This window comes from Candidatus Pelagibacter communis (assembly GCF_001179925.1).
Lineage (GTDB): Bacteria > Pseudomonadota > Alphaproteobacteria > Pelagibacterales > Pelagibacteraceae > Pelagibacter > Pelagibacter ubique_E.
Window position 1 is genome coordinate 24,213 of the sequence record NZ_CVSF01000019.1, and the last position, 18,938, is coordinate 43,150.

Consider the following 18,938-nt stretch of genomic DNA (forward strand, 5'->3'; position numbering starts at 1 on the left):
GAATAATATTAAATAGTATATATATTTAACTTATTATTAAGTCCTTAATAATATAACTCATGAACATTCAAGAACTAAAACTAAAATCGTCAGAACAACTTATCACGCAAGCAGAGGAACTTGGGATTGAAAATGCAAGTACGCTCAGAAAACAAGAAATTTTATTTGCTATATTAAAAAAAGTTGCAGAAAAAGAGGAAATCACCGGAGCAGGAGTATTACAATTACTTCAAGATGGTTTTGGCTTTTTAAGGGCAATGGAATCCAACTATTTACCTGGCCCTGATGATATTTATGTGAGCCCAAGCCAAATAAGAAAATTTGGTTTAAGAACTGGGGATACTGTTGAAGGACCAGTCAGAGCACCTAAGGAAGGAGAAAGGTATTTTGCCCTTCTCCAAGTAAGCAAAATAAATTTCGAAGAACCAGACAAATCTAGACATAAAATTGCATTTGATAATTTGACCCCTCTATATCCAGATAAACAATTAGTAATGGAAATAGAATCTTCAAAAGTAGAAAAAAAACCAGACTTAACTCCAAGATTGATTGATTTAGTAAGCCCTATTGGAAAAGGTCAACGGTCAATTATTATATCGCCACCTAAAGCAGGTAAAACTATGATTTTACAAAGTATAGCCAATTCTATAGCTAAAAATTATCCAGAATGTTACTTGATTGTTCTTTTAATTGACGAAAGACCTGAAGAGGTTACGGATATGCAAAGAACTGTTAAGGGTGAAGTTATAAGTTCAACATTTGATGAACCTGCACAACGACATGTCGCTGTAGCAGAAATGGTTATAGAAAAAGCGAAAAGATTAACTGAACATAAGAAAGATGTTGTAATTCTTTTAGATTCTATCACTCGACTAGGAAGAGCTTATAATGCCGTTATCCCTAGTTCAGGTAAAGTTTTAACAGGTGGTGTAGATGCAAATGCTCTTCAAAGACCTAAAAGATTTTTTGGAGCCGCAAGAAATATTGAAGAAGGTGGATCATTAACGATTATATCTACAGCGCTGATAGATACTGGTAGTAGAATGGATGAGGTAATTTTCGAAGAATTTAAGGGAACTGGTAATAGCGAAACAGTCCTAGACAGAAAAATTGCAGATAAAAGAATTTATCCAGCAATGGATATTACTAAATCAGGAACGAGAAGAGAGGAATTATTGTTTGATAAAAACGATTTACAGAAAATGAATGTTTTAAGAAGAATTATTGCTCCAATGGGTACAATGGATGCTATAGAATTTATTAGCTCCAAATTAAAAGCTACAAAAAATAATGCTGAGTTCTTTAATTCTATGAATAAACCAGCTTAATTAAGTTTTCCAATATTAAAGAATAAAAGTTATAATATTTTATGACTATTTACGCTTTATCGTCAGGCCCAGGTATTTCTGGTGTCGCAATAATTAGAATTTCTGGCACTGAGGCATCAAAAGTGATTAAATCTCTTACAGGAAAGGAAATTCCACAGCCGAGAATAGCCACCCTTAGAAAAATAAACAATATCAACACTTCTGAGCTTATTGATGAAGGCATTATAATATGGTTTCCGGGCCCTGAGAGCTACACAGGGGAGGATATGGCCGAAATCCATGTACACGGAGGAAAAGCTGTAGTTTTGGCAGTTCAAAATGAGATTTCAAAAATAAAAAACTGTAGATTGGCTGAACCAGGAGAATTTACAAAGATTGCATTTCAAAATGGAAAAATAAGTTTGCTAAAAGCCGAAAGTATAGCAGATTTGATATCTGCTGAAACTGAAATCCAAAGATTACAAGCTGTAAAAATTATGAGAGGTAAATCCTCAGAGAAATTTAATGAGTTAAGAGAAAAATTATTGAAAATTTTATCATTTGTTGAGGCTAAAATAGATTTTCCTGATGAAGATTTACCAGAAGATAATTTAAAAAAAATAAAACAAGAGTCTGCAGATGTATTAAATGAGATTAATAAAATATTAGATGATCAAAAAGTTGGAGAGATAATCCGTGAAGGTTTTAAAATTGCAATCGTAGGTCCAACTAATGCAGGTAAATCAAGTTTATTAAATAATTTATCAAACAGAGAGGTTGCTATAGTTTCTGAGATAGCTGGCACAACGAGAGATGTTGTAGAAACCCATCTAAATATAGATGGATATCCTGTTATTATTTCTGACACAGCTGGTATAAGAGACTCAAAAGATGAAATTGAAAAAAAAGGAATAAGATTATCTCTAAAAAAGGCTGAAAATGCAGACCTAAAATTAGTAGTAGTTGATGCTAAAAGTATTGATTTAAGCGGTTTTTTGAATGATTTGTTAAAAAATGATGCAATTCTTGTTTGTAATAAATCTGACCTAATAAAAGATAAGTTAGACCCAGAAATTCTTAAACTTAATCACGTTTTAATTTCATTAAAAGACAACTCAAACATTGATGAGTTGATCAAAAAAATTAAAAACTATTTGAAAGATAAATTCATAACTGAGGAAGATATTTTAATTACTCGAGAAAGACATAGACAACATTTGGTTCAGTGCGTAGATCATCTGAAAAACTTTTTGGATAAAAATAGTAAAAAAGATTTTGATAAAGCAGGTGAAGATTTAAGGTTAGCAACTAGACATTTAGGTATGATTGTCGGAAAAGTCGATGTAGAGGAGATATTAGGCAGTATTTTCAACGATTTTTGCATTGGGAAATAAAAGCAATTTTGCTGGATTTTTAGGGCTTTTTTTTTGATTTTCGTTGGTAAATATAGCTTATTTAAGAAAAAAAACTGAAATCTTGTAAATATTATAATCGAATATAAATTTAGTTCATGAAAAAAGATTTATCATATGATGTGGTAGTAATTGGTGGTGGTCATGCAGGATGTGAGGCAGCAGCTGCATCAGCTCGACTTGGAATTAACACTGCCCTATTCACTCACAATAAAAATACCATAGGAGAAATGTCATGTAATCCTGCGATTGGTGGTTTAGGTAAAGGTCATTTGGTAAGAGAAATTGATGCTTTAGATGGGGTTATGGGTGAGGTTGCCGATAAGTCTGGAATACAGTTTAGACTATTAAATAGAAGTAGAGGTCCAGCAGTGAGAGGACCAAGAACGCAATCTGATAGATCATTATATCGTAAATTTATGCAAGAAAAACTTGTAAACTATTGTAATTTAAGCATTTTTTCTGATCCTGTAATTAAGTTTATTTTTGATAATAATGAAATAAGTGGATTTTTAACATTAAAAGGTAATAAAGTAAGTTGTAACAAGTTAATACTTACAACTGGCACATTTTTAAACGGCTTGATACATATTGGTGATGAAAGAACTCCTGCTGGTAGATTTAATGAAAAGCCAAGCACTGGTTTAAGTGAGCAGTTAGAGAAATATAATTTTAAAATAGGTAGACTAAAAACTGGGACACCACCAAGGTTAGACTCTAGAACTATTAATTTTGCAAAACTAGAAAAACAATTTGCAGATGATGATCCTTATTTTTTTTCTTTTTTAACTAAAAAAAATCTAAACAAACAAGTATCGTGCTCTATGACTTATACGAATGAAAAGGTTCATAAGATTATAGAAAAGAATTTATCTAAAAGTGCAATGTACTCTGGTAGCATTCAAGGTGTTGGACCAAGATATTGTCCCTCAATAGAAGATAAGATAGTAAAATTTGCCGATAAGACTAGACATCAGATATTTTTAGAGCCAGAGGGCTTGAATGATAACACAATCTACCCAAATGGCATATCAACATCTCTACCAGAGGTTGTACAGCATGAAATATTAAATAATATCAACGGTTTAGAAAATGTTAAAGTGATTAGACCAGGATATGCTATAGAATATGATTACGTAGACCCTAGAGAACTCTTTTTAACATTGGAGACTAAGAAAATAAAGAATCTATACCTTGCAGGTCAAATTAATGGAACCACAGGATACGAAGAGGCTGCAGCCCAAGGTCTTATAGCTGGGATTAATGCTGCCCTCTCACTTAAAAGAATGGAGCCTTTTATACTTGATAGATCAGATGCATATATTGGAGTAATGATTGATGATTTAGTAACTAAGGGTGTCGCTGAGCCATATAGAATGTTTACATCTAGAGCTGAATATAGATTAAGTCTTAGATCAGATAATGCTGACTTAAGACTTACTCACAAAGGAATTAATATTGGTTTAATTTCTAATAACAGAAAAGACATATTTGAGAATAAATTTCAAAAATTGAGCAAAATATCATTGCAGATGTCCAATTTAAATATTTCTCCCTCTAAAGCAGCGAAATTTGGTATTAAAATTGCTAAAGATGGTGTTTTTAGAACAGCTGAAGAAATATTAACTCAAAAAGATGTTAATATGAGCAAAATCAGAAATATTTGGCCTGAAATTCTTAATCATGGTGCTGAGATTGATGAACAGATAGAGATTAACTCTCATTACAGAGGTTATTTGAAAAAGCAAAAAGCTGATATTCTTGCTTTTAAAAGAGATGAGAATCTCACTATCCCAGATAATATTGACTATGATCAATTTTCAGGTCTTTCTAATGAGGTTAAAGCCAAGTTTAAAGAAATAAGACCAAAAACAATGGGTCAGGCATTAAGAATTGACGGAATTACTCCTGCAGCTGTATATATTTTGTTGTCACATGTAAAAAGAAGGTCTATTAAGCATATAGCTTAATGGATAAAGAAATTATAAAATATTACTCTAGACTCAATGGTTTAAATGTTTCACGTGAAACATTTGTAGATTTTGAGAATTTTATATCATTAATAATAGAAAAAAATAGAGATTTGAATATTATAAGCACTAAAAATTCAGGAATAGAAGAAATTAGACTAAGACACATTATAGATTCAGCACAAATAATTGATTTTGTTGATTTAAATTATAATACAACCACAGATTTAGGAACTGGAGGTGGAATGCCAGGAATTATTATTGCTATTATGCTAAAAAAAATAAAAAAAAATATGAAAATTCACTTATTTGAAAAAAGTTTTCATAAAAGTAATTTTTTAAAGGATGTTTCCAGAAAATTAAATTTGAAAACGGAAATTTTTCAAAAAAATATATTTGAGATGAAAAATATGGAGACCGGCACAATTATGTCGAGAGCATTTAAGCCTTTGCCGGTAGTTTTAGATTTAGTTTATGAAAATTTTTCAAAGTATAAGAACTTGATTTGTTTTATGGGTAAAAACGGGAGAGGTCTGTTTGAAAATGAAAAAAAAAAATGGGATTTAGAATATGAAGAGAAAAAAAGTTTAACTAGTGAGGACTCATTTATAATTAATATAAAAAAAATAGGAAAAAAAAAAACGAACTAACAAAGGTATTGTGCAAATTATTTCTGTAATAAATCAAAAGGGTGGGGTTGGCAAAACAACAACCGTAATTAATCTTGCTGCGGGTTTGTCTCAACAGAATAAAAAAATTTTAGTTATAGATCTAGACCCTCAAGGAAATGCTACAACTGGTTTGGGATTATCTAATATGGAAAATTCAAGTGATACTATTTATGGAGTATTGAATGGTACAAAAGATATTATTGAAATTATAAAAAAAACTAAATTTAAAAATTTAGATATTATTACGTCAAATGTAGATTTGTCTGGATTAGAAGTAGAAACAGCAGATGATAGTGATAGAGCATTTATATTAAAGCGTAAATTATCCGCTTATTTAAATGATTCTAGAGAATTTTATGATTATATACTTATTGATTGCCCTCCATCATTAAGTTTATTAACGGTCATGGCTCTTGTTTGTTCAAATTCACTTTTGGTACCTCTTCAGGCCGAATTTTTTGCTTTAGAGGGTCTTACCCAGTTGATGAAAACTATTGAACGTATAAAAGTGAGTCTAAATCCTAGCTTAAAGATTAGAGGAATATTATTAACTATGTATGATAAAAGAAACAAACTTTCATCTCAAGTTGAAAAAGAAGCAAGAGATTATTTTAAGGAAAAGGTTTATTCAACTGTAATTCCAAGAAATGTTAGATTATCAGAAGCTCCATCACACGGTATGCCCGTTTTAATATATGATAAATCTTGTCCAGGCAGTAAATCTTATTTTAATTTTACAGATGAATTTATTAGCCAAGAGACATCCATTGGGAGTGCTGCTTAATGGATTCTAATAAAATAAAAAAAGGTTTAGGCAGAGGCCTTTCCTCTTTAATCGGTGAGTCAAAGACTGAAATTCAAAAAAATCAATTATCAATTAGTGATTTAGTTCCCAATAAATATCAACCAAGAAAGATTTTTGATGAATCTAATTTAGATGAATTAGCCAAATCTATTGCAGAAAGAGGTATGATACAACCAATCGTCGTGAGAGTATCGAACGATAATAAATCAAAATATGAAATAATAGCAGGCGAAAGAAGATGGTTAGCTGCACAAAAAGCTGGTCTTCATAATGTTCCAGTTGTGATTACCGAGGCAGATGATTTAAAATCTTTAGAATTTGCTATCGTTGAAAATGTTCAAAGACACGATCTAAATCCTCTCGAAGAAGCACAAGGTTATAAACGGCTGATCGATGAATTTTCTTATGATCAAGAAAAAGTGTCAAAATTTATTGGTAAAAGTAGAAGTTATATAGCAAATTCTTTAAGACTTCTTACGTTGCCGGACGATGTTATAAAATTAATTGAGTTACAAAAATTAACGGCTGGACATGCAAAAATTTTAGTTGGTCTTGACAATGCAAATTTTGTTGCAAATAAAATAATAGAAAAGAAACTTTCTGTGAGACAAACAGAAAATTATGTAAAAATTTTTAAAAGTAAAAAACATAAAATTAATAATCAAAAAGATGCAAACATTAAAGATTTAGAAAAACTTATCTCTGAAAAAATCGGCTTAAATGTAATCATTAAAAACAATAAGAGAAATCAAGGAACAATAACATTCTCTTATAAGGAAATAGATCAATTAAATAAAATAATCGAAATTATTAAAACTAATTATTAGTTTGTCATAAGTTCTCGTATATAAAATTATTTATGATTTGATTTGATATTTGTGAGTGTTTTTTTACTAATAATTCTATTTTATTTATTTGACCTATCATTTTTTTTATCTGATCTAAAGATAATGTATTAAGCTGTTTTTTTATGATCTCTTTGTCTTTCCAAAAAATTTGAGGTTTAAAAGATGATATAACAAGATTTAAGTTTTTATTATCTTCTAACCCAGTAGACAATTTCTTTAATCTCTTTAGTTTATTTAAAAATGTTCTTATTAAAATAATATTATCTTCTGAAGATTGATTATTCTCATTAAGAATATTTATTGTTTGTTTTTTATTTTTTGCCAAACATTGATCTACTAATTCTGAAAAGTTGTAATTTTCTGATAAATTTGTAAGTTTTAAGATCTCATCTAATTCAATAGTTTTTTTTTGTTTGCTGAAATTTTCGATTTTGTGTAATTCATTTTTTAAATTGATCCTATTACCTTTTGACCTTTCAATAATGTAGTTTAATGATTGAGGTGATATATTTATTTTTTTAGATCTTAAAAAATTTTGTGCTAAAAACATTAGAGATTGAAATGTATCTTCGTAAAATGGAACACAAAATACATTATTATCTTTCTCAAAAAAATTTCTTAACTTCGATCTTTTTTCTAGAATATTTGATTTAATTATAATTTTAGTCCCTGTAATTTTTTTTAAAACTAAATCTTTAATAATTTCTAAAATTTTATCAGATCCACGATTTATAATTATTAATTTTTCTTCATCAAAAAATGATTTAGTATATAGACTTTCTATAAAACTATTCAAATTTGAAATAATCTCATTTTCATCATAAGAAAAAATATTTTTTACAAATTTAGGTTTTAAAATATTATCTATCGTTTCTTCAATCAAACCAGAATTTACTCCATATAGTAAATAGAAGTTTATTTTATCATTTAAATTTTTCGAAAGATCTGGGAGTTTTACAATCATGATAAGTTTAAAAATAAAAGTATTTCTTCAGAAGATTTATTAATCAAATTATTTTTGATTTCATTTTGATATTGTGAAAGTTCAAATTTGTTATTTCTATTATTATAAGAAAATTCATTTAAAAAATTCTTTGAACTAATAATTTTATCATCTTTTTTAATTATTAATTCTATTTTTAAAATTGATCGATATGTTTCTATTTGTCCCTTTGAATTTTTAGAAGTCTCTTTTATTTCAAAATTAGTTTTTAATGTTAAGTCATTTTCGCTAAAACTATCTTTCTTTTCTTTTAGACCTACAATTTTGATGATTTGTCTATTTATTCTTTTATCTCCAACTATGTTAATATTTTTAAATTCTAAGAATAATTTATCATTTTTAATATAAATAGGTTTATAACCGCAGGATGTGCTTATGAATAATGTGAATATGACTAAAATATTCGCTATTTTCATTTTATTATATAATTTAGTATTTTATTTGGCACAAAAACTTTTTTTACAACATCTTTATTCTTTATGAAATTTTGAATTTTATCATTATTTTTTATGATTGTTAAAATTTCTTTTTCATTTGCATCTTTTTTTATTTGAATAATTTCTCTTTTTTTACCATTTATTTGGATAACTATATTTACTTTTTCCTCATCTAAAAGTTTTTTATCATATTTTGGCCAATCAATATTTTCTTTAAAACCTAAATCAACTAAACATTCATTAGCAAAATGAGGTATTACTGGAGAAAAGCAGACAAGAATTTTTTTATAGTTTTCCTCAAGGTTATTTAAATTTTTATTTTTTTTTATAAAATCAATTAAAAAATTATATGATTCATACATATTAGCAATAATCACGTTATAATTAAATTTCTCTAGATTAATTGTGATTTTTGATATGATTTGATTTGTAAATTTATCAATTTCATTGTTTTGTTTTTCTTTATTTTCGTTAGAAATTTTAATTTTTATTTCTTTATGTAAAGACCAAAGTTTTTGAATAAATTTGTATGAAGATATCATGCCTTGTTCAGACCATTGAACATCTTTTTCAGGTGGACTATCAGATAAAATAAATAACCTAACAGAGTCAGCTCCATAATTTTTAATTATAAATTCAGGATCAATTACATTTTTTTTAGATTTTGACATTGATTCCGATGGTCCTACTTTTACTGGTTTGTCTAGTTTACCTTTCACAAAAAATTGATTATCTATTTTTTCTATTTCATCTGGGCTTAACCAATTATTTTTTTCATCTTTATACGTTTCATGACAAACCATACCCTGTGTAAATAAACTTTGAAATGGTTCAGTAATATTGAAGTTATTGTTTTCATAATTTATTGCTCTCATAAAAAACCTTGAATAAAGTAGATGTAATATTGCATGTTCTACACCACCAATGTACTGATCAACAGGCATCCAATAATCAATGTCCTCCTTTTTAAAGCCATGATTATTCTCGTTTGGAGAGCAAAATCTTAGATAATACCACGACGAACAAACGAAAGTATCCAATGTGTCTGTTTCTCTGATTAATTTTTTTCCATCAATAATAACTTCTTTCCAATTTTTCTGGCTATCCAAGGGATTACCTTTAACTTTAAGGTTAATCTTTTCAGGAAGTTTTACAGGTAACATTGATTTTGGAATTGCATGTACTTGCCCTTTATCATCGTATGCTACAGGTATTGGACATCCCCAATATCTTTGACGAGATACACCCCAATCTTTTAATCTAAAATTAATTTTCTTTTTACCCAGATTTTTTTCTTCTAAAACCTTGATTGTTTCAATAACAGAATTTGTTGGTGCTTCATAACCATTTAAAAATTTTGAATTTATAATAATTCCCGGTCCAGCATATGCTTCATTTGAAACCTTAAAATTTTCATCTTTATCATAAGGTCTAACAACGGTTTTGATTTGTAATTTATATTTTTTAGCAAAATCAAAATCTCGTTGATCATGCCCTGGGCATCCAAAAACAGCTCCAAATCCATAATCCATTAAAACAAAATTAGCAAAGTAAACAGGTACTTTTTGTGAAGTATCCAGAGGATTTATTGCCTCAAGATTAGTTTTGAAACCAATTTTATCTCCTACTGCAATAGCTTCTTCTGTTGTTCCTGTTTTCGAGCACTCTTCTTTAAATTTTAAGAATTCTTTATTGTCTTTAAAATAATTGGATATTGGATGATCAACAGATACAGCTAAAAATGAAAAGCCAAACAAAGTATCCGGTCTAGTAGTAAAACACTTAATATTATCTACAGGCAGATCACCCTTTACTTTGAATTCTATTTCACATCCAAAAGATTTTCCAATCCAGTTTTTTTGCATAGTTTTTACTTTGTTTGGCCATTTGTCCAGTTTATCGAGACCATCCAATAGTTCTTGAGAAAATTTGGAAATGTTAAAAAACCACTGATTTAATTTTTTTCTTTCTACTACAGCTCCAGAACGCCAACCTTTACCATCAATTACCTGTTCATTAGCTAAAACTGTTTGATCTACTGGATCCCAATTCACATAATTTTCTTTTCTATAAACTAATTTTTTCTCAAGTAGTTCTAAAAAAAAAGTTTGTTGATGTTTATAATATTCTTCTGAGCAAGTTGAAATTTCTCTGTCCCAATCAATTGAAAGACCTAGTTTTTTAAGTTGATTTTTCATTGTGTTAATATTTGTATTTGTCCAGACTTTTGGATCTAAATTATTATCTCTAGCAGCATTTTCTGCTGGCATGCCAAAAGCGTCCCATCCCATAGGATGTAAGACATTAAAACCAAGGAGTCCTTTATATCTAGCTAGTACATCACCAATGGTATAATTTCTGACATGACCCATATGAATTTTCCCTGACGGATAAGGAAACATTTCTAGGCAATAAAATTTCTTTTTTTTTTTATTTATAACTGTTTTAAAGGATTTATTATCTTCCCAATATTTTTGCCATTTTTTTTCAATATCTTGAAAATTGTATCTACTCATTAAAATTATGAATTAAAATTAATTTAATTTTTGAATTTTCTGCAATTTTACCTACTCCGAATTTTTTTTCTTTTTAGCAAGATCCTCTTTTTCATATAGTGCAGCCATCTTTAAAATTTTTTTTGAAATTTCATTTTCTACAGCTTTACTCTTTATCTCAGAAATTTTACATTTATTATTTGTATTACATTTTTTTTCGTGAAGAGTAATTTTAAGTGCATCTGACCTAATTTCGTTTGATAAGAATTTTATAGTAATTTTGTAAAATTCATTTAAGTTTTGATTGTCACTAGATATCCAATCTGTAATTATAATTCCTCCAGAATAATTTGCATTTAAAAGTGGTGCAAATTCCAAAACATCCAAACTCGCTCTCCATATGGGATTAGAGCTAGCAAACTGAAAATTAGTACTTCTTTTTCCAATATTTGACAGTTTAAACCCTCTACCTTCTTCAAGATTTTTCTTAACTCTTTCCTCTGGATTAGGTGAAACTTTTCTTGCATCAGTAGGTCTATATATTCCGCAGCTAGTTATTAAAAAAATGCAGAATAACAAAATTAGTTTTTTAAGATTTGAGATCATATGATTAATATAAACTGTAATATTGTGAGGTTTAGCATAAATAGTACATAAAAATAGGCTTTTAATAACTACATTGTTGTAAAAATGTCACAAATCTGAATTTATATTAATTTTATACATCGGAAACATGGATAAATGGCGAATTTTTTATAATTTACAGACATATTTATAAATATAACAAAAGGATATATAGATGAATATCAAGAAAATAGGAATGACAGCTCTAGCTGGTTCATTAGTAGCAATGGGTGCTAATGCTGCAGAGATGTCAGTAAGTGGTAACGCAAAAGTTACTTACGTTACAAATAGCGGTGGAAGTGATTCCATGAAAGACAGCTTAACTGGTAGTCCAATTGGATTCGATCAGTTTTTAGGTTTTAATGGTTCTGCAGATAATGATATTGGAACAATTAGCTTATACACTGGTATGAATACAGACACTATGGCTCAGTCTTCTGCTAAATTAACAATAGATATGGGTGACGCTGGTTTAATCGGTTTTGACGGTGGAACAGCATCATACGGTCTTAACGCTCACAAAGATATGCTACCTAGAGCAGCCGGAGCTGAACAAGCTTGGGACGATACTGCTGGTGATGCATATACATCAGGTGAAGCTACAACTGGAAATATTGCATATGTAAATTCTTTCGAAGGATTTGATTTACAATTAGTATATGCTAAAAACGGTGGTGGTAACTCTTCAGATGACGGTCAAACAGCCGCTGGTGATGATTCAGATAAAACTATCGTAGTTAAAACTAGTTCTTTAATGGACGGTTTAACTGTAGGTGTTGGTCATGGTAAAATTGATGACTCAACTTCAGTAGATACTGAAAAACAATCATTAGCATTTGCTAAATATGCAGTTGGTTCAGTTACATTAGGAGCACAAATGGCTGATCACAATAAAGCTGGTGACGATGAGCAAATCACAATGTTAGGTATTGCTGTTAACATTAATGAAAACATGTCTTTATCTTACAACCAAAGAGAAGTTAAACTTGGTGACCAAGTAGTATCTGCAACTTCAGATCATGAAGATACAGGTATTGCTGCTTCATACACAATGGGTGGTATGACTGTTTCAGCTTTCAAGAACGAAGCTGATAACGTAGGTGGAACTGCTGGTAAAACTGACCAGAGAACACAAGTTACTTTATCTTTTGCGTTTTAATTAAAAAGATAGTTTAAAAGAATTAAAAACCCCCTAATTTTTAGGGGGTTTTTTTTTAGCCTTTAAAAAAATTTCTATAATTTTCAAATTTATTTACAGAATCTTTATAAATAGGTTTATTTGCTTGATTAGCACTAGCGGTATCTATAGCTGATTTATTAACTTTGTAATATTTTAAGCAGTTTTCATCCCATTTAAGATCACAAAATTCTAATAATTGTTTTGTTACTATTTTTGGATCAGATGTAACTTTTTCATATTCTACCTCAAAAAACATATCAATATCGATATTTTTCCAAAATTCTATATATTTCAAAAATAGACTATAAAAAAGTCTTATTTCTTTTTCACTGTAGGTCCATCTAAGTTTTTTACTTGCTAAATCATTTTTAAATATAGATAAAAGATTATTTTCAAAATTTCTTTTTAAAACTATTATTTTTGAGTTAGGGAAAAATATCTTTATAAGACCTATAATTTGAAAGTTCAGAAGACTTTTATCTGTAAAACCCAATTTTCCTTGATCAATTTTTGGAATAGAATTTAAGTATTCTTTATAAAGTTTAGTAATTTCATTTTCAAAAACTGCCAATATTTGATTTTTAAATTCGTCATAATCACTCAAATTGAAATTATTCTCGATTGATTGAAATATATAATCTGTTTCACCTAAGCTTTGAATTTCTTTGTGTGAAGAAATTATTTGTTCAACTAAAGTAGTTCCCGACCTCGGCATTCCACATATAAAAATAATTTTTTTATCTGATAAAACTGGTTGATCTTTCAAAGCTTTTTCAAACTTCTCCTCTTTGAATAGTCTTGTAATGTTATCATATATCTTATTTTCATCAGCAATATCGTAATCGAGGAGTTTCCTTTTTGTTATGTTAGCAAGTTCATAATATTTGAAAGATAAATCATATCTTTCTTGATCTTCATAAGCCTTACCTAAAGAAAAATATAACGAAATTTTTTTATCTGTTTCTAAATTTTTGATTAATAATTTTTTTTCTAATGAATCTAAATGTTTTTTTTCATCTTTTTTATAATCTGTAAATTCATTAATAAGTTTGTCAGCATAAGTAAAAGTTGGATCAAGATCATTAATCAAATATGCATGTTTTAATGCTTGTTCGTGGTTTCTTGTACTTATTAAACAAACTGCTAGATTATAATGAATTATTGGTATTTTGTTATTAATTTTCAAAGCCTTTTCATATAAAGAAATAGCCTCTTCGTATTTTTTTGACTGCTTTTTAATATTTGCAAGGTTATTAATAGCGCTTAAGTAATTAGGTTGTTGTTTTATGGTTTTTTCTAACAATTTTTCAGCTTCTTTAATCTGTTTTCTTGCTTTCAAGATCATTGCGTAATTATTTTTAGCTGCTACGTTTCCAGGGTATTGATTGATTATTTTTACAAAAGTTTTTTCTGCTTCATCCAAATTATTTAAACTTTTGTAACTTAGTCCAATCATGTTATGAAGGTAAGCCTCATGTTGAGGTGCAATTTTAAGTAACTGTTTTGATAATGAAATTGTTTCTAAAAATTTTTTGTTATTAAAATTATTTATTAAAATTTTAAGTTTATGCTCTATGTCTTTATTTTTCATACATTTTTTCTATAAATTTAATAGAAGCAAACTCATTAATACCATAAATGTATAATTGTTTTAGGTTTTTTTCATCTATTCCACCTAATGCAACTGATTTACATCTAGTTAATTTTCTTAATTTTAAATAATTATAAATGCCTAAATATCTATTATTTTTATTAATAAAAACAGGACTTAAAAAAATAATTTGAACACCTTGCTTTTCTTTTATTCTAATTTCTTTTAAATCATGAGCCGATCCTAAGATTGTAAATTTCTTATGAGTGTTGCTTTTAATAATTAACCTTTTATTAAAAGACGATATATATACTCCGTCAAAGTTTAACTTTATTGCAAGTTTTAAATCGTTAGATAAATATATTTTATATCCATTAGATTTACAAAATCTTTGAAGTTTTTTCAGGTACTCTATATCTGGTTTTTTCTCATGATTTCTGTAAATTAATTTAATATTTTTATTAAGTTTTCCAATGTAAGCTGGATTATAATTATTTATAAAATGAAAAATTTGATTATTTAGAATATGCACAATACAATTAATAACTTATCTTTAATTAAAAAAGAAATTAATAAGATCAATCATAATATTAATATTATAGCAGTCACCAAAACATTTAAAATAGACGTTATTGAACCACTTTTAAAATTTGGTCATCTTCATTATGGTGAAAACAAAGTTCAAGAATCAAACGATAAATGGAGTGGAATAAAATCTAAATATAAAGATATACAGTTACATATGATAGGTAAATTACAATCTAATAAAGTTAAAATAGCTGTAAAATTATTTGATTATATACATTCTTTAGACTCGATGAAACTTGCTAAAAAAATTTCTGATGAACAAAGTAAAATAAATAGAAATATAAAAATATTTATTCAAGTTAATATTGGAAATGAAGATCAAAAAAATGGTATTTTAAAAAAAGATTTAAAAGATTTCTATGCAAATATAAAAAAAGAATTAAATCTAGATGTTATTGGACTTATGTGTATCCCTCCCATTGACGCCAATCCAGAAGATGTTTTTAAAATAATGAAAAACTTAAACGATGAATTAAATTTAAAAGAACTTAGTATGGGAATGTCCTCAGATTATCTGAAAGCAGCTAACTCAGGTTCAACTTTCATAAGAATAGGATCTAAAATTTTTGGAGCAAGGAATTAAGAAATTTTTATTTTTGTATTTTTATCAATTATTTTTATCAAAATTTTAAAATCTTTTTTATCTAAAGCTATACAACCTGCTGTAGGCTTATAGTTGTTTGTTAAATGAATGAATATTGCACTACCTTTGTAAGGTTTATTCTTAGTGTTACACTTAATTGGAATAAAAAAATTGTATTTATAATCTTTTCTAAAGAGCACTTCATATTTAATAATACTATTGATATTAATAAGTTTATTGTAATTATTTTTATCACAAGGGTCATTACACCAACCCATGTTTCTAACTATCGGAATTTTTTTTAAATTAGTTTTTGGCATTGGAACTCTATCTTTCCGGTAAAATAAATTTCCTAGTTTAAATACACCAATAGGTGTTTTTTTATCTCCCTCAATTTTATTTGATGTAAGTCCCTTCTTTCCAATTGAACATCTAAAGTTAAATTCTTGAAAATTTAAAGTATCATTATTTTTTAAAATAATTAGATTATTAATCATGACCAATAATAAATTAGTAGTATATGAATCAAAAGATATCTATAAAATTTTATATGAAATAAAAGAAAAATTAAAAATAGACTTAATTTTTTTAGAAAAAAAAAAAGATTTAGAGATTTATTTAAACAGTAATCCTAATGATTTGGTATTATCAAAAAAAAAAATTGATAACTTAAATCAAATTATTTTAAATAATTTTCCTTATAAGATTAACAAATTAATTGAAATAATTAATTTAAAGATTTTAAAAAAAAACTTTTTAATAAATTCTAATTTGAGTATTGGGAAATATAAATTAGATATTAATTCAAAAAAAATTTACCTAAATAAACAGGAATTGGATCTTACTGAACAAGAAATAAAACTTCTAACATATTTAAATAACAAAGGCAAAGCAGCAAGTGTTGATGAACTTCAAAAAGATATTTGGGGTTATTCTGAAAACTTAGAGACCCATACTGTAGAAACACATATTCACAGGCTTAGAAAAAAATTTCTAGACACATTTGAAGATAAAAATTTTATTATTAGTAAAAAAAAAGGTTATCTAATTAAAAAATTTCTTTAGATTCGTGCACCAATTTTTTGAATAATTTTTGATGATAATTCTGTTCCTTTAACTAAGCATTCTTTTATTGAATAGTTATTAATTACTCCATGTAGATAACCAGCAGCAAATAAATCACCTGCTCCAGTTAAATCTTTAATACTCAAATTTTTTTGTGCATTGCATTCGATTACTTCATTACTATTAATTGATAATGATCCTTTTTCCCCTCTTGTAATTATTATGTTTTTTTTAACTTGTTTTGAAAATGATATAATTTCCTCAAAAGATTTAGCATCTACCAAGGAAGTTATTTCTTGTTCATTTGCAAATACTATATCAAGATTATTTTTAACTAAATTTAAAAAATCTTTTTTATGTCTCTCAACACAAAATAAATCTGATAATGACATTGCTTTTTTTTTTGAACATTTAATTGCTTTATCAAAAGCTTTCTTAGGATCTCCTTTATCCCACAAATATCCCTCTAAAAAAATCATTTCTGAATTTCTAATATCTTTTTCATTTATATCTTTTTCAGAAATTTTACCTGCTGTTCCTAAAAAAGTGCACATTGTTCTTTCAGAGTCTGGTGTAATTAAAATTATGCAAGAGCCGGTGGGAATTGGTTCTTTTTTTTTATTATATAAATATCTTATATTTTCTTTTTGTAATCCATCTTCATATTTTTGTCCAAGGTCGTCATCGCTGACTTTTCCCACAAATCCGACCTCATTATTTAATTTAGACAAACCCACAATTGAATTTGCTACTGAACCTCCTGGAATAGTTTCTTCAATTTTTAGCAAAGATATTAATTTTTTAAATTCTTCTTCATCTATAAGTTTCATTGTGCTTTTGGTAAGTGAATTTTTTTCTAAGAATTCATCCGACACTTTACAGAGCACATCAACAATTGCGTTCCCAATTCCTAAAATTTTCATTATGGTTTTTTTGCAATAAAAGCTTTTTTTCTTTTAGGATAACAAGTGGTGCAAATTTTACAAGTTAATCCATAACAATCTCTAGCTTTACAATATTCTCTTCCATAATAAATTATTTGAAGATGAAGTTTATTCCAACTTCTTTTGGGAAATAATCTTTTTAAATCTTTTTCAGTTTGTATAACGCTTTTTCCATTGGTTAATCCCCATCTTTGAGCAAGTCTATGGATATGAGTATCAATTGCAAAAGCTGGAAAACCAAAACCTTGAGACATAACAACACTAGCAGTTTTATGTCCAACTCCAGGTAAACTTTCTAATTCATTAAACGTATTAGGAACTTTGCCATCATGTTTTTCAATTAGTATTTTTGAAAGATTATAAATACTTTTAGCTTTAATTCTAAAAATACCAATTTTTTTTATTAATTTTTCAATTTTCTTTCTTCCTAATTTTACAAAATGCTTAGGTTGATTATACTTTGGATAAATATTTTTTGTAACATTATTTACTGTTACATCTGTACATTGAGCAGAGAGCAAAACTGATATTAGAAGAGTAAATACATTTTTACTTTTTAATGGAACTTTAATAGTTGGATAAATTTTATTTAAAATCTTTAAAATTATTTTAGCTCTTTGAATTTCATTCATTATTTAAAATTCATAAGATCTCTCATAGAATAAAGCCCAGGTTTTTTTGCCATTAACCATTTTGCAGCAGACAATGCACCCTCAGAATATAAACTTCTATCAAAAGCTTCATGATTTAAGGTAATTATTTCCTTACCACTTGAAAATTGAACCTCGTGTTCTCCAATTATTTCACCTTTTCTGATTGAATTAAAATTAATTTTATTTCCATAAGGAAATTTTTTTTTATTTAGATATTTCTTTCCAATCAGGTCATAAAAATTTTTATTTTTTCCAACTGCTATACCTCTACCAAGCATCAAAGCTGTCCCAGACGGATAGTCTTTTTTATGTTTATGATGGATTTCAAAAACTTTGCTTAAAAATTTTTTACCTAAAGAACTGGATGAAATTTCAGTTAAATACATTAATAGATTAATACCTAAACTCATATTTCCGGCTTTTAAAATTGGAATTTTTTTTGAATATTTGTGAATTAACTTTTCCTCTTTTTTTGAAAATCCCGTAGTTCCAATAACAACTCTTTTTTTCAGTTTTGAAGCTATTTTTAATATTTGAAAAGTACATTGTGGGATTGTAAAATCTATTATTAAATCTATATCTTTAAATACATTTTCACTATTAAGATTTACTGTTAATCCATATATCTTTTTTCTTATTTTTCTATTTTCTGTAAGAGATTTTAATTTAAAGCTTTTGTCTTTTTTAACAGACTTTATAATTTGTTGACCCATTCTTCCCATACATCCAGTTATAGCTAAATTTATTTTTTTCATTTGAAGA

Annotated in this window: 19 protein-coding genes; 9 read left to right on the top strand and 10 right to left on the bottom strand. The window is 27.4% G+C overall.

Annotated elements, in window-relative coordinates; translation table 11 throughout:
* The first annotated feature begins 59 nt into the window (after positions 1–59).
* The 6 genes from rho (at position 60) to AMN70_RS01285 (ending at position 6,992) form a co-directional block, all read left to right on the top strand.
* Positions 60–1,328, top strand: coding sequence for a transcription termination factor Rho (gene rho / locus AMN70_RS01260; RefSeq protein WP_075501205.1), 1,269 nt, complete (start codon positions 60–62; stop codon positions 1,326–1,328).
* A 41-nt stretch (positions 1,329–1,369) separates the two neighbouring features.
* Positions 1,370–2,701, top strand: coding sequence for a tRNA uridine-5-carboxymethylaminomethyl(34) synthesis GTPase MnmE (gene mnmE, locus AMN70_RS01265; protein WP_075501206.1), 1,332 nt, complete (start codon positions 1,370–1,372; stop codon positions 2,699–2,701).
* Between the two features lie 116 nt (positions 2,702–2,817).
* Positions 2,818–4,689, top strand: coding sequence for a tRNA uridine-5-carboxymethylaminomethyl(34) synthesis enzyme MnmG (gene mnmG, locus AMN70_RS01270; protein WP_075501207.1), 1,872 nt, complete (start codon positions 2,818–2,820; stop codon positions 4,687–4,689).
* Positions 4,689–5,339 carry an RsmG family class I SAM-dependent methyltransferase gene (locus AMN70_RS01275; protein ID WP_075501208.1) on the top strand — a complete coding sequence of 217 codons (651 nt, stop codon included), beginning with the start codon at positions 4,689–4,691 and terminating at the stop codon, positions 5,337–5,339. Before mnmG ends, AMN70_RS01275 begins: the two co-directional genes overlap by 1 nt.
* 10 nt (positions 5,340–5,349) lie before the next feature.
* Positions 5,350–6,144: a ParA family protein gene (locus AMN70_RS01280; RefSeq protein WP_075501209.1), complete on the top strand. Its 795-nt coding sequence runs from the start codon at positions 5,350–5,352 to the stop codon at positions 6,142–6,144.
* Positions 6,144–6,992, top strand: coding sequence for a ParB/RepB/Spo0J family partition protein (locus AMN70_RS01285; protein ID WP_075501210.1), 849 nt, complete (start codon positions 6,144–6,146; stop codon positions 6,990–6,992). The genes AMN70_RS01280 and AMN70_RS01285 overlap by 1 nt, the downstream gene beginning before the upstream one ends.
* A gap of 4 nt (positions 6,993–6,996) precedes the next feature.
* Here AMN70_RS01285 and holA read toward each other — a convergent pair whose 3' ends face one another.
* The 4 genes from holA to AMN70_RS01305 are packed head-to-tail and all read right to left on the bottom strand — an operon-like array spanning position 6,997 to position 11,554.
* Complete coding sequence (gene holA, locus AMN70_RS01290) at positions 6,997–7,977, bottom strand: DNA polymerase III subunit delta (RefSeq protein WP_075501211.1); 981 nt, start codon at positions 7,975–7,977, stop codon at positions 6,997–6,999.
* On the bottom strand, positions 7,974–8,432 hold the full coding sequence (locus AMN70_RS01295; RefSeq protein ID WP_075501212.1) for a hypothetical protein: 459 nt from the start codon (positions 8,430–8,432) through the stop codon (positions 7,974–7,976). The genes holA and AMN70_RS01295 overlap by 4 nt, the downstream gene beginning before the upstream one ends.
* A complete protein-coding gene (gene leuS, locus AMN70_RS01300; protein ID WP_075501213.1) occupies positions 8,429–10,969 on the bottom strand; it encodes a leucine--tRNA ligase in 2,541 nt (846 codons plus the stop codon). The genes AMN70_RS01295 and leuS overlap by 4 nt, the downstream gene beginning before the upstream one ends.
* A gap of 51 nt (positions 10,970–11,020) precedes the next feature.
* A complete protein-coding gene (locus AMN70_RS01305; protein WP_075501214.1) occupies positions 11,021–11,554 on the bottom strand; it encodes a DUF3576 domain-containing protein in 534 nt (177 codons plus the stop codon).
* 193 nt (positions 11,555–11,747) lie between these two features.
* Between AMN70_RS01305 and AMN70_RS01310 the strand changes: the two genes are divergently transcribed.
* Positions 11,748–12,731 (top strand): porin, encoded by a 984-nt coding sequence (locus AMN70_RS01310; protein ID WP_075501215.1) that lies wholly within the window; start codon positions 11,748–11,750, stop codon positions 12,729–12,731.
* Between the two features lie 55 nt (positions 12,732–12,786).
* Here the strand turns inward: AMN70_RS01310 and AMN70_RS01315 are convergent, their stop codons facing one another.
* Positions 12,787–14,343, bottom strand: a complete 1,557-nt coding sequence (locus tag AMN70_RS01315; RefSeq protein WP_075501216.1) for a tetratricopeptide repeat-containing sulfotransferase family protein — start codon at positions 14,341–14,343, stop codon at positions 12,787–12,789.
* Positions 14,333–14,875 (bottom strand): thiamine phosphate synthase, encoded by a 543-nt coding sequence (locus AMN70_RS01320; RefSeq protein WP_179850362.1) that lies wholly within the window; start codon positions 14,873–14,875, stop codon positions 14,333–14,335. Before AMN70_RS01320 ends, AMN70_RS01315 begins: the two co-directional genes overlap by 11 nt.
* Here AMN70_RS01320 and AMN70_RS01325 point away from each other — a divergent pair.
* Positions 14,870–15,514, top strand: coding sequence for a YggS family pyridoxal phosphate-dependent enzyme (locus AMN70_RS01325; protein ID WP_075501217.1), 645 nt, complete (start codon positions 14,870–14,872; stop codon positions 15,512–15,514). The two genes, AMN70_RS01320 and AMN70_RS01325, sit on opposite strands and share 6 nt — an antisense overlap.
* Here AMN70_RS01325 and AMN70_RS01330 read toward each other — a convergent pair.
* On the bottom strand, positions 15,511–16,011 hold the full coding sequence (locus tag AMN70_RS01330; RefSeq protein WP_075501218.1) for a L,D-transpeptidase family protein: 501 nt from the start codon (positions 16,009–16,011) through the stop codon (positions 15,511–15,513). The genes AMN70_RS01325 and AMN70_RS01330 overlap by 4 nt on opposite strands.
* Here AMN70_RS01330 and AMN70_RS01335 point away from each other — a divergent pair.
* Complete coding sequence (locus AMN70_RS01335) at positions 16,010–16,579, top strand: winged helix-turn-helix domain-containing protein (RefSeq protein ID WP_075501219.1); 570 nt, start codon at positions 16,010–16,012, stop codon at positions 16,577–16,579. The two genes, AMN70_RS01330 and AMN70_RS01335, sit on opposite strands and share 2 nt — an antisense overlap.
* Here AMN70_RS01335 and AMN70_RS01340 read toward each other — a convergent pair.
* From AMN70_RS01340 to dapB, 3 genes are read right to left on the bottom strand one after another with little or no spacing between them, the layout of a single operon-like run.
* Entirely contained in the window at positions 16,576–17,502 is a 927-nt protein-coding gene (locus AMN70_RS01340; RefSeq protein ID WP_075501220.1) for an adenosine kinase, read from the bottom strand. The two genes, AMN70_RS01335 and AMN70_RS01340, sit on opposite strands and share 4 nt — an antisense overlap.
* Positions 17,502–18,155: an endonuclease III gene (nth, locus tag AMN70_RS01345; protein WP_075501221.1), complete on the bottom strand. Its 654-nt coding sequence runs from the start codon at positions 18,153–18,155 to the stop codon at positions 17,502–17,504. The genes AMN70_RS01340 and nth overlap by 1 nt, the downstream gene beginning before the upstream one ends.
* Complete coding sequence (gene dapB, locus AMN70_RS01350; RefSeq protein WP_075501222.1) at positions 18,155–18,931, bottom strand: 4-hydroxy-tetrahydrodipicolinate reductase; 777 nt, start codon at positions 18,929–18,931, stop codon at positions 18,155–18,157. The genes nth and dapB overlap by 1 nt, the downstream gene beginning before the upstream one ends.
* Positions 18,932–18,938 lie beyond the last annotated feature (7 nt).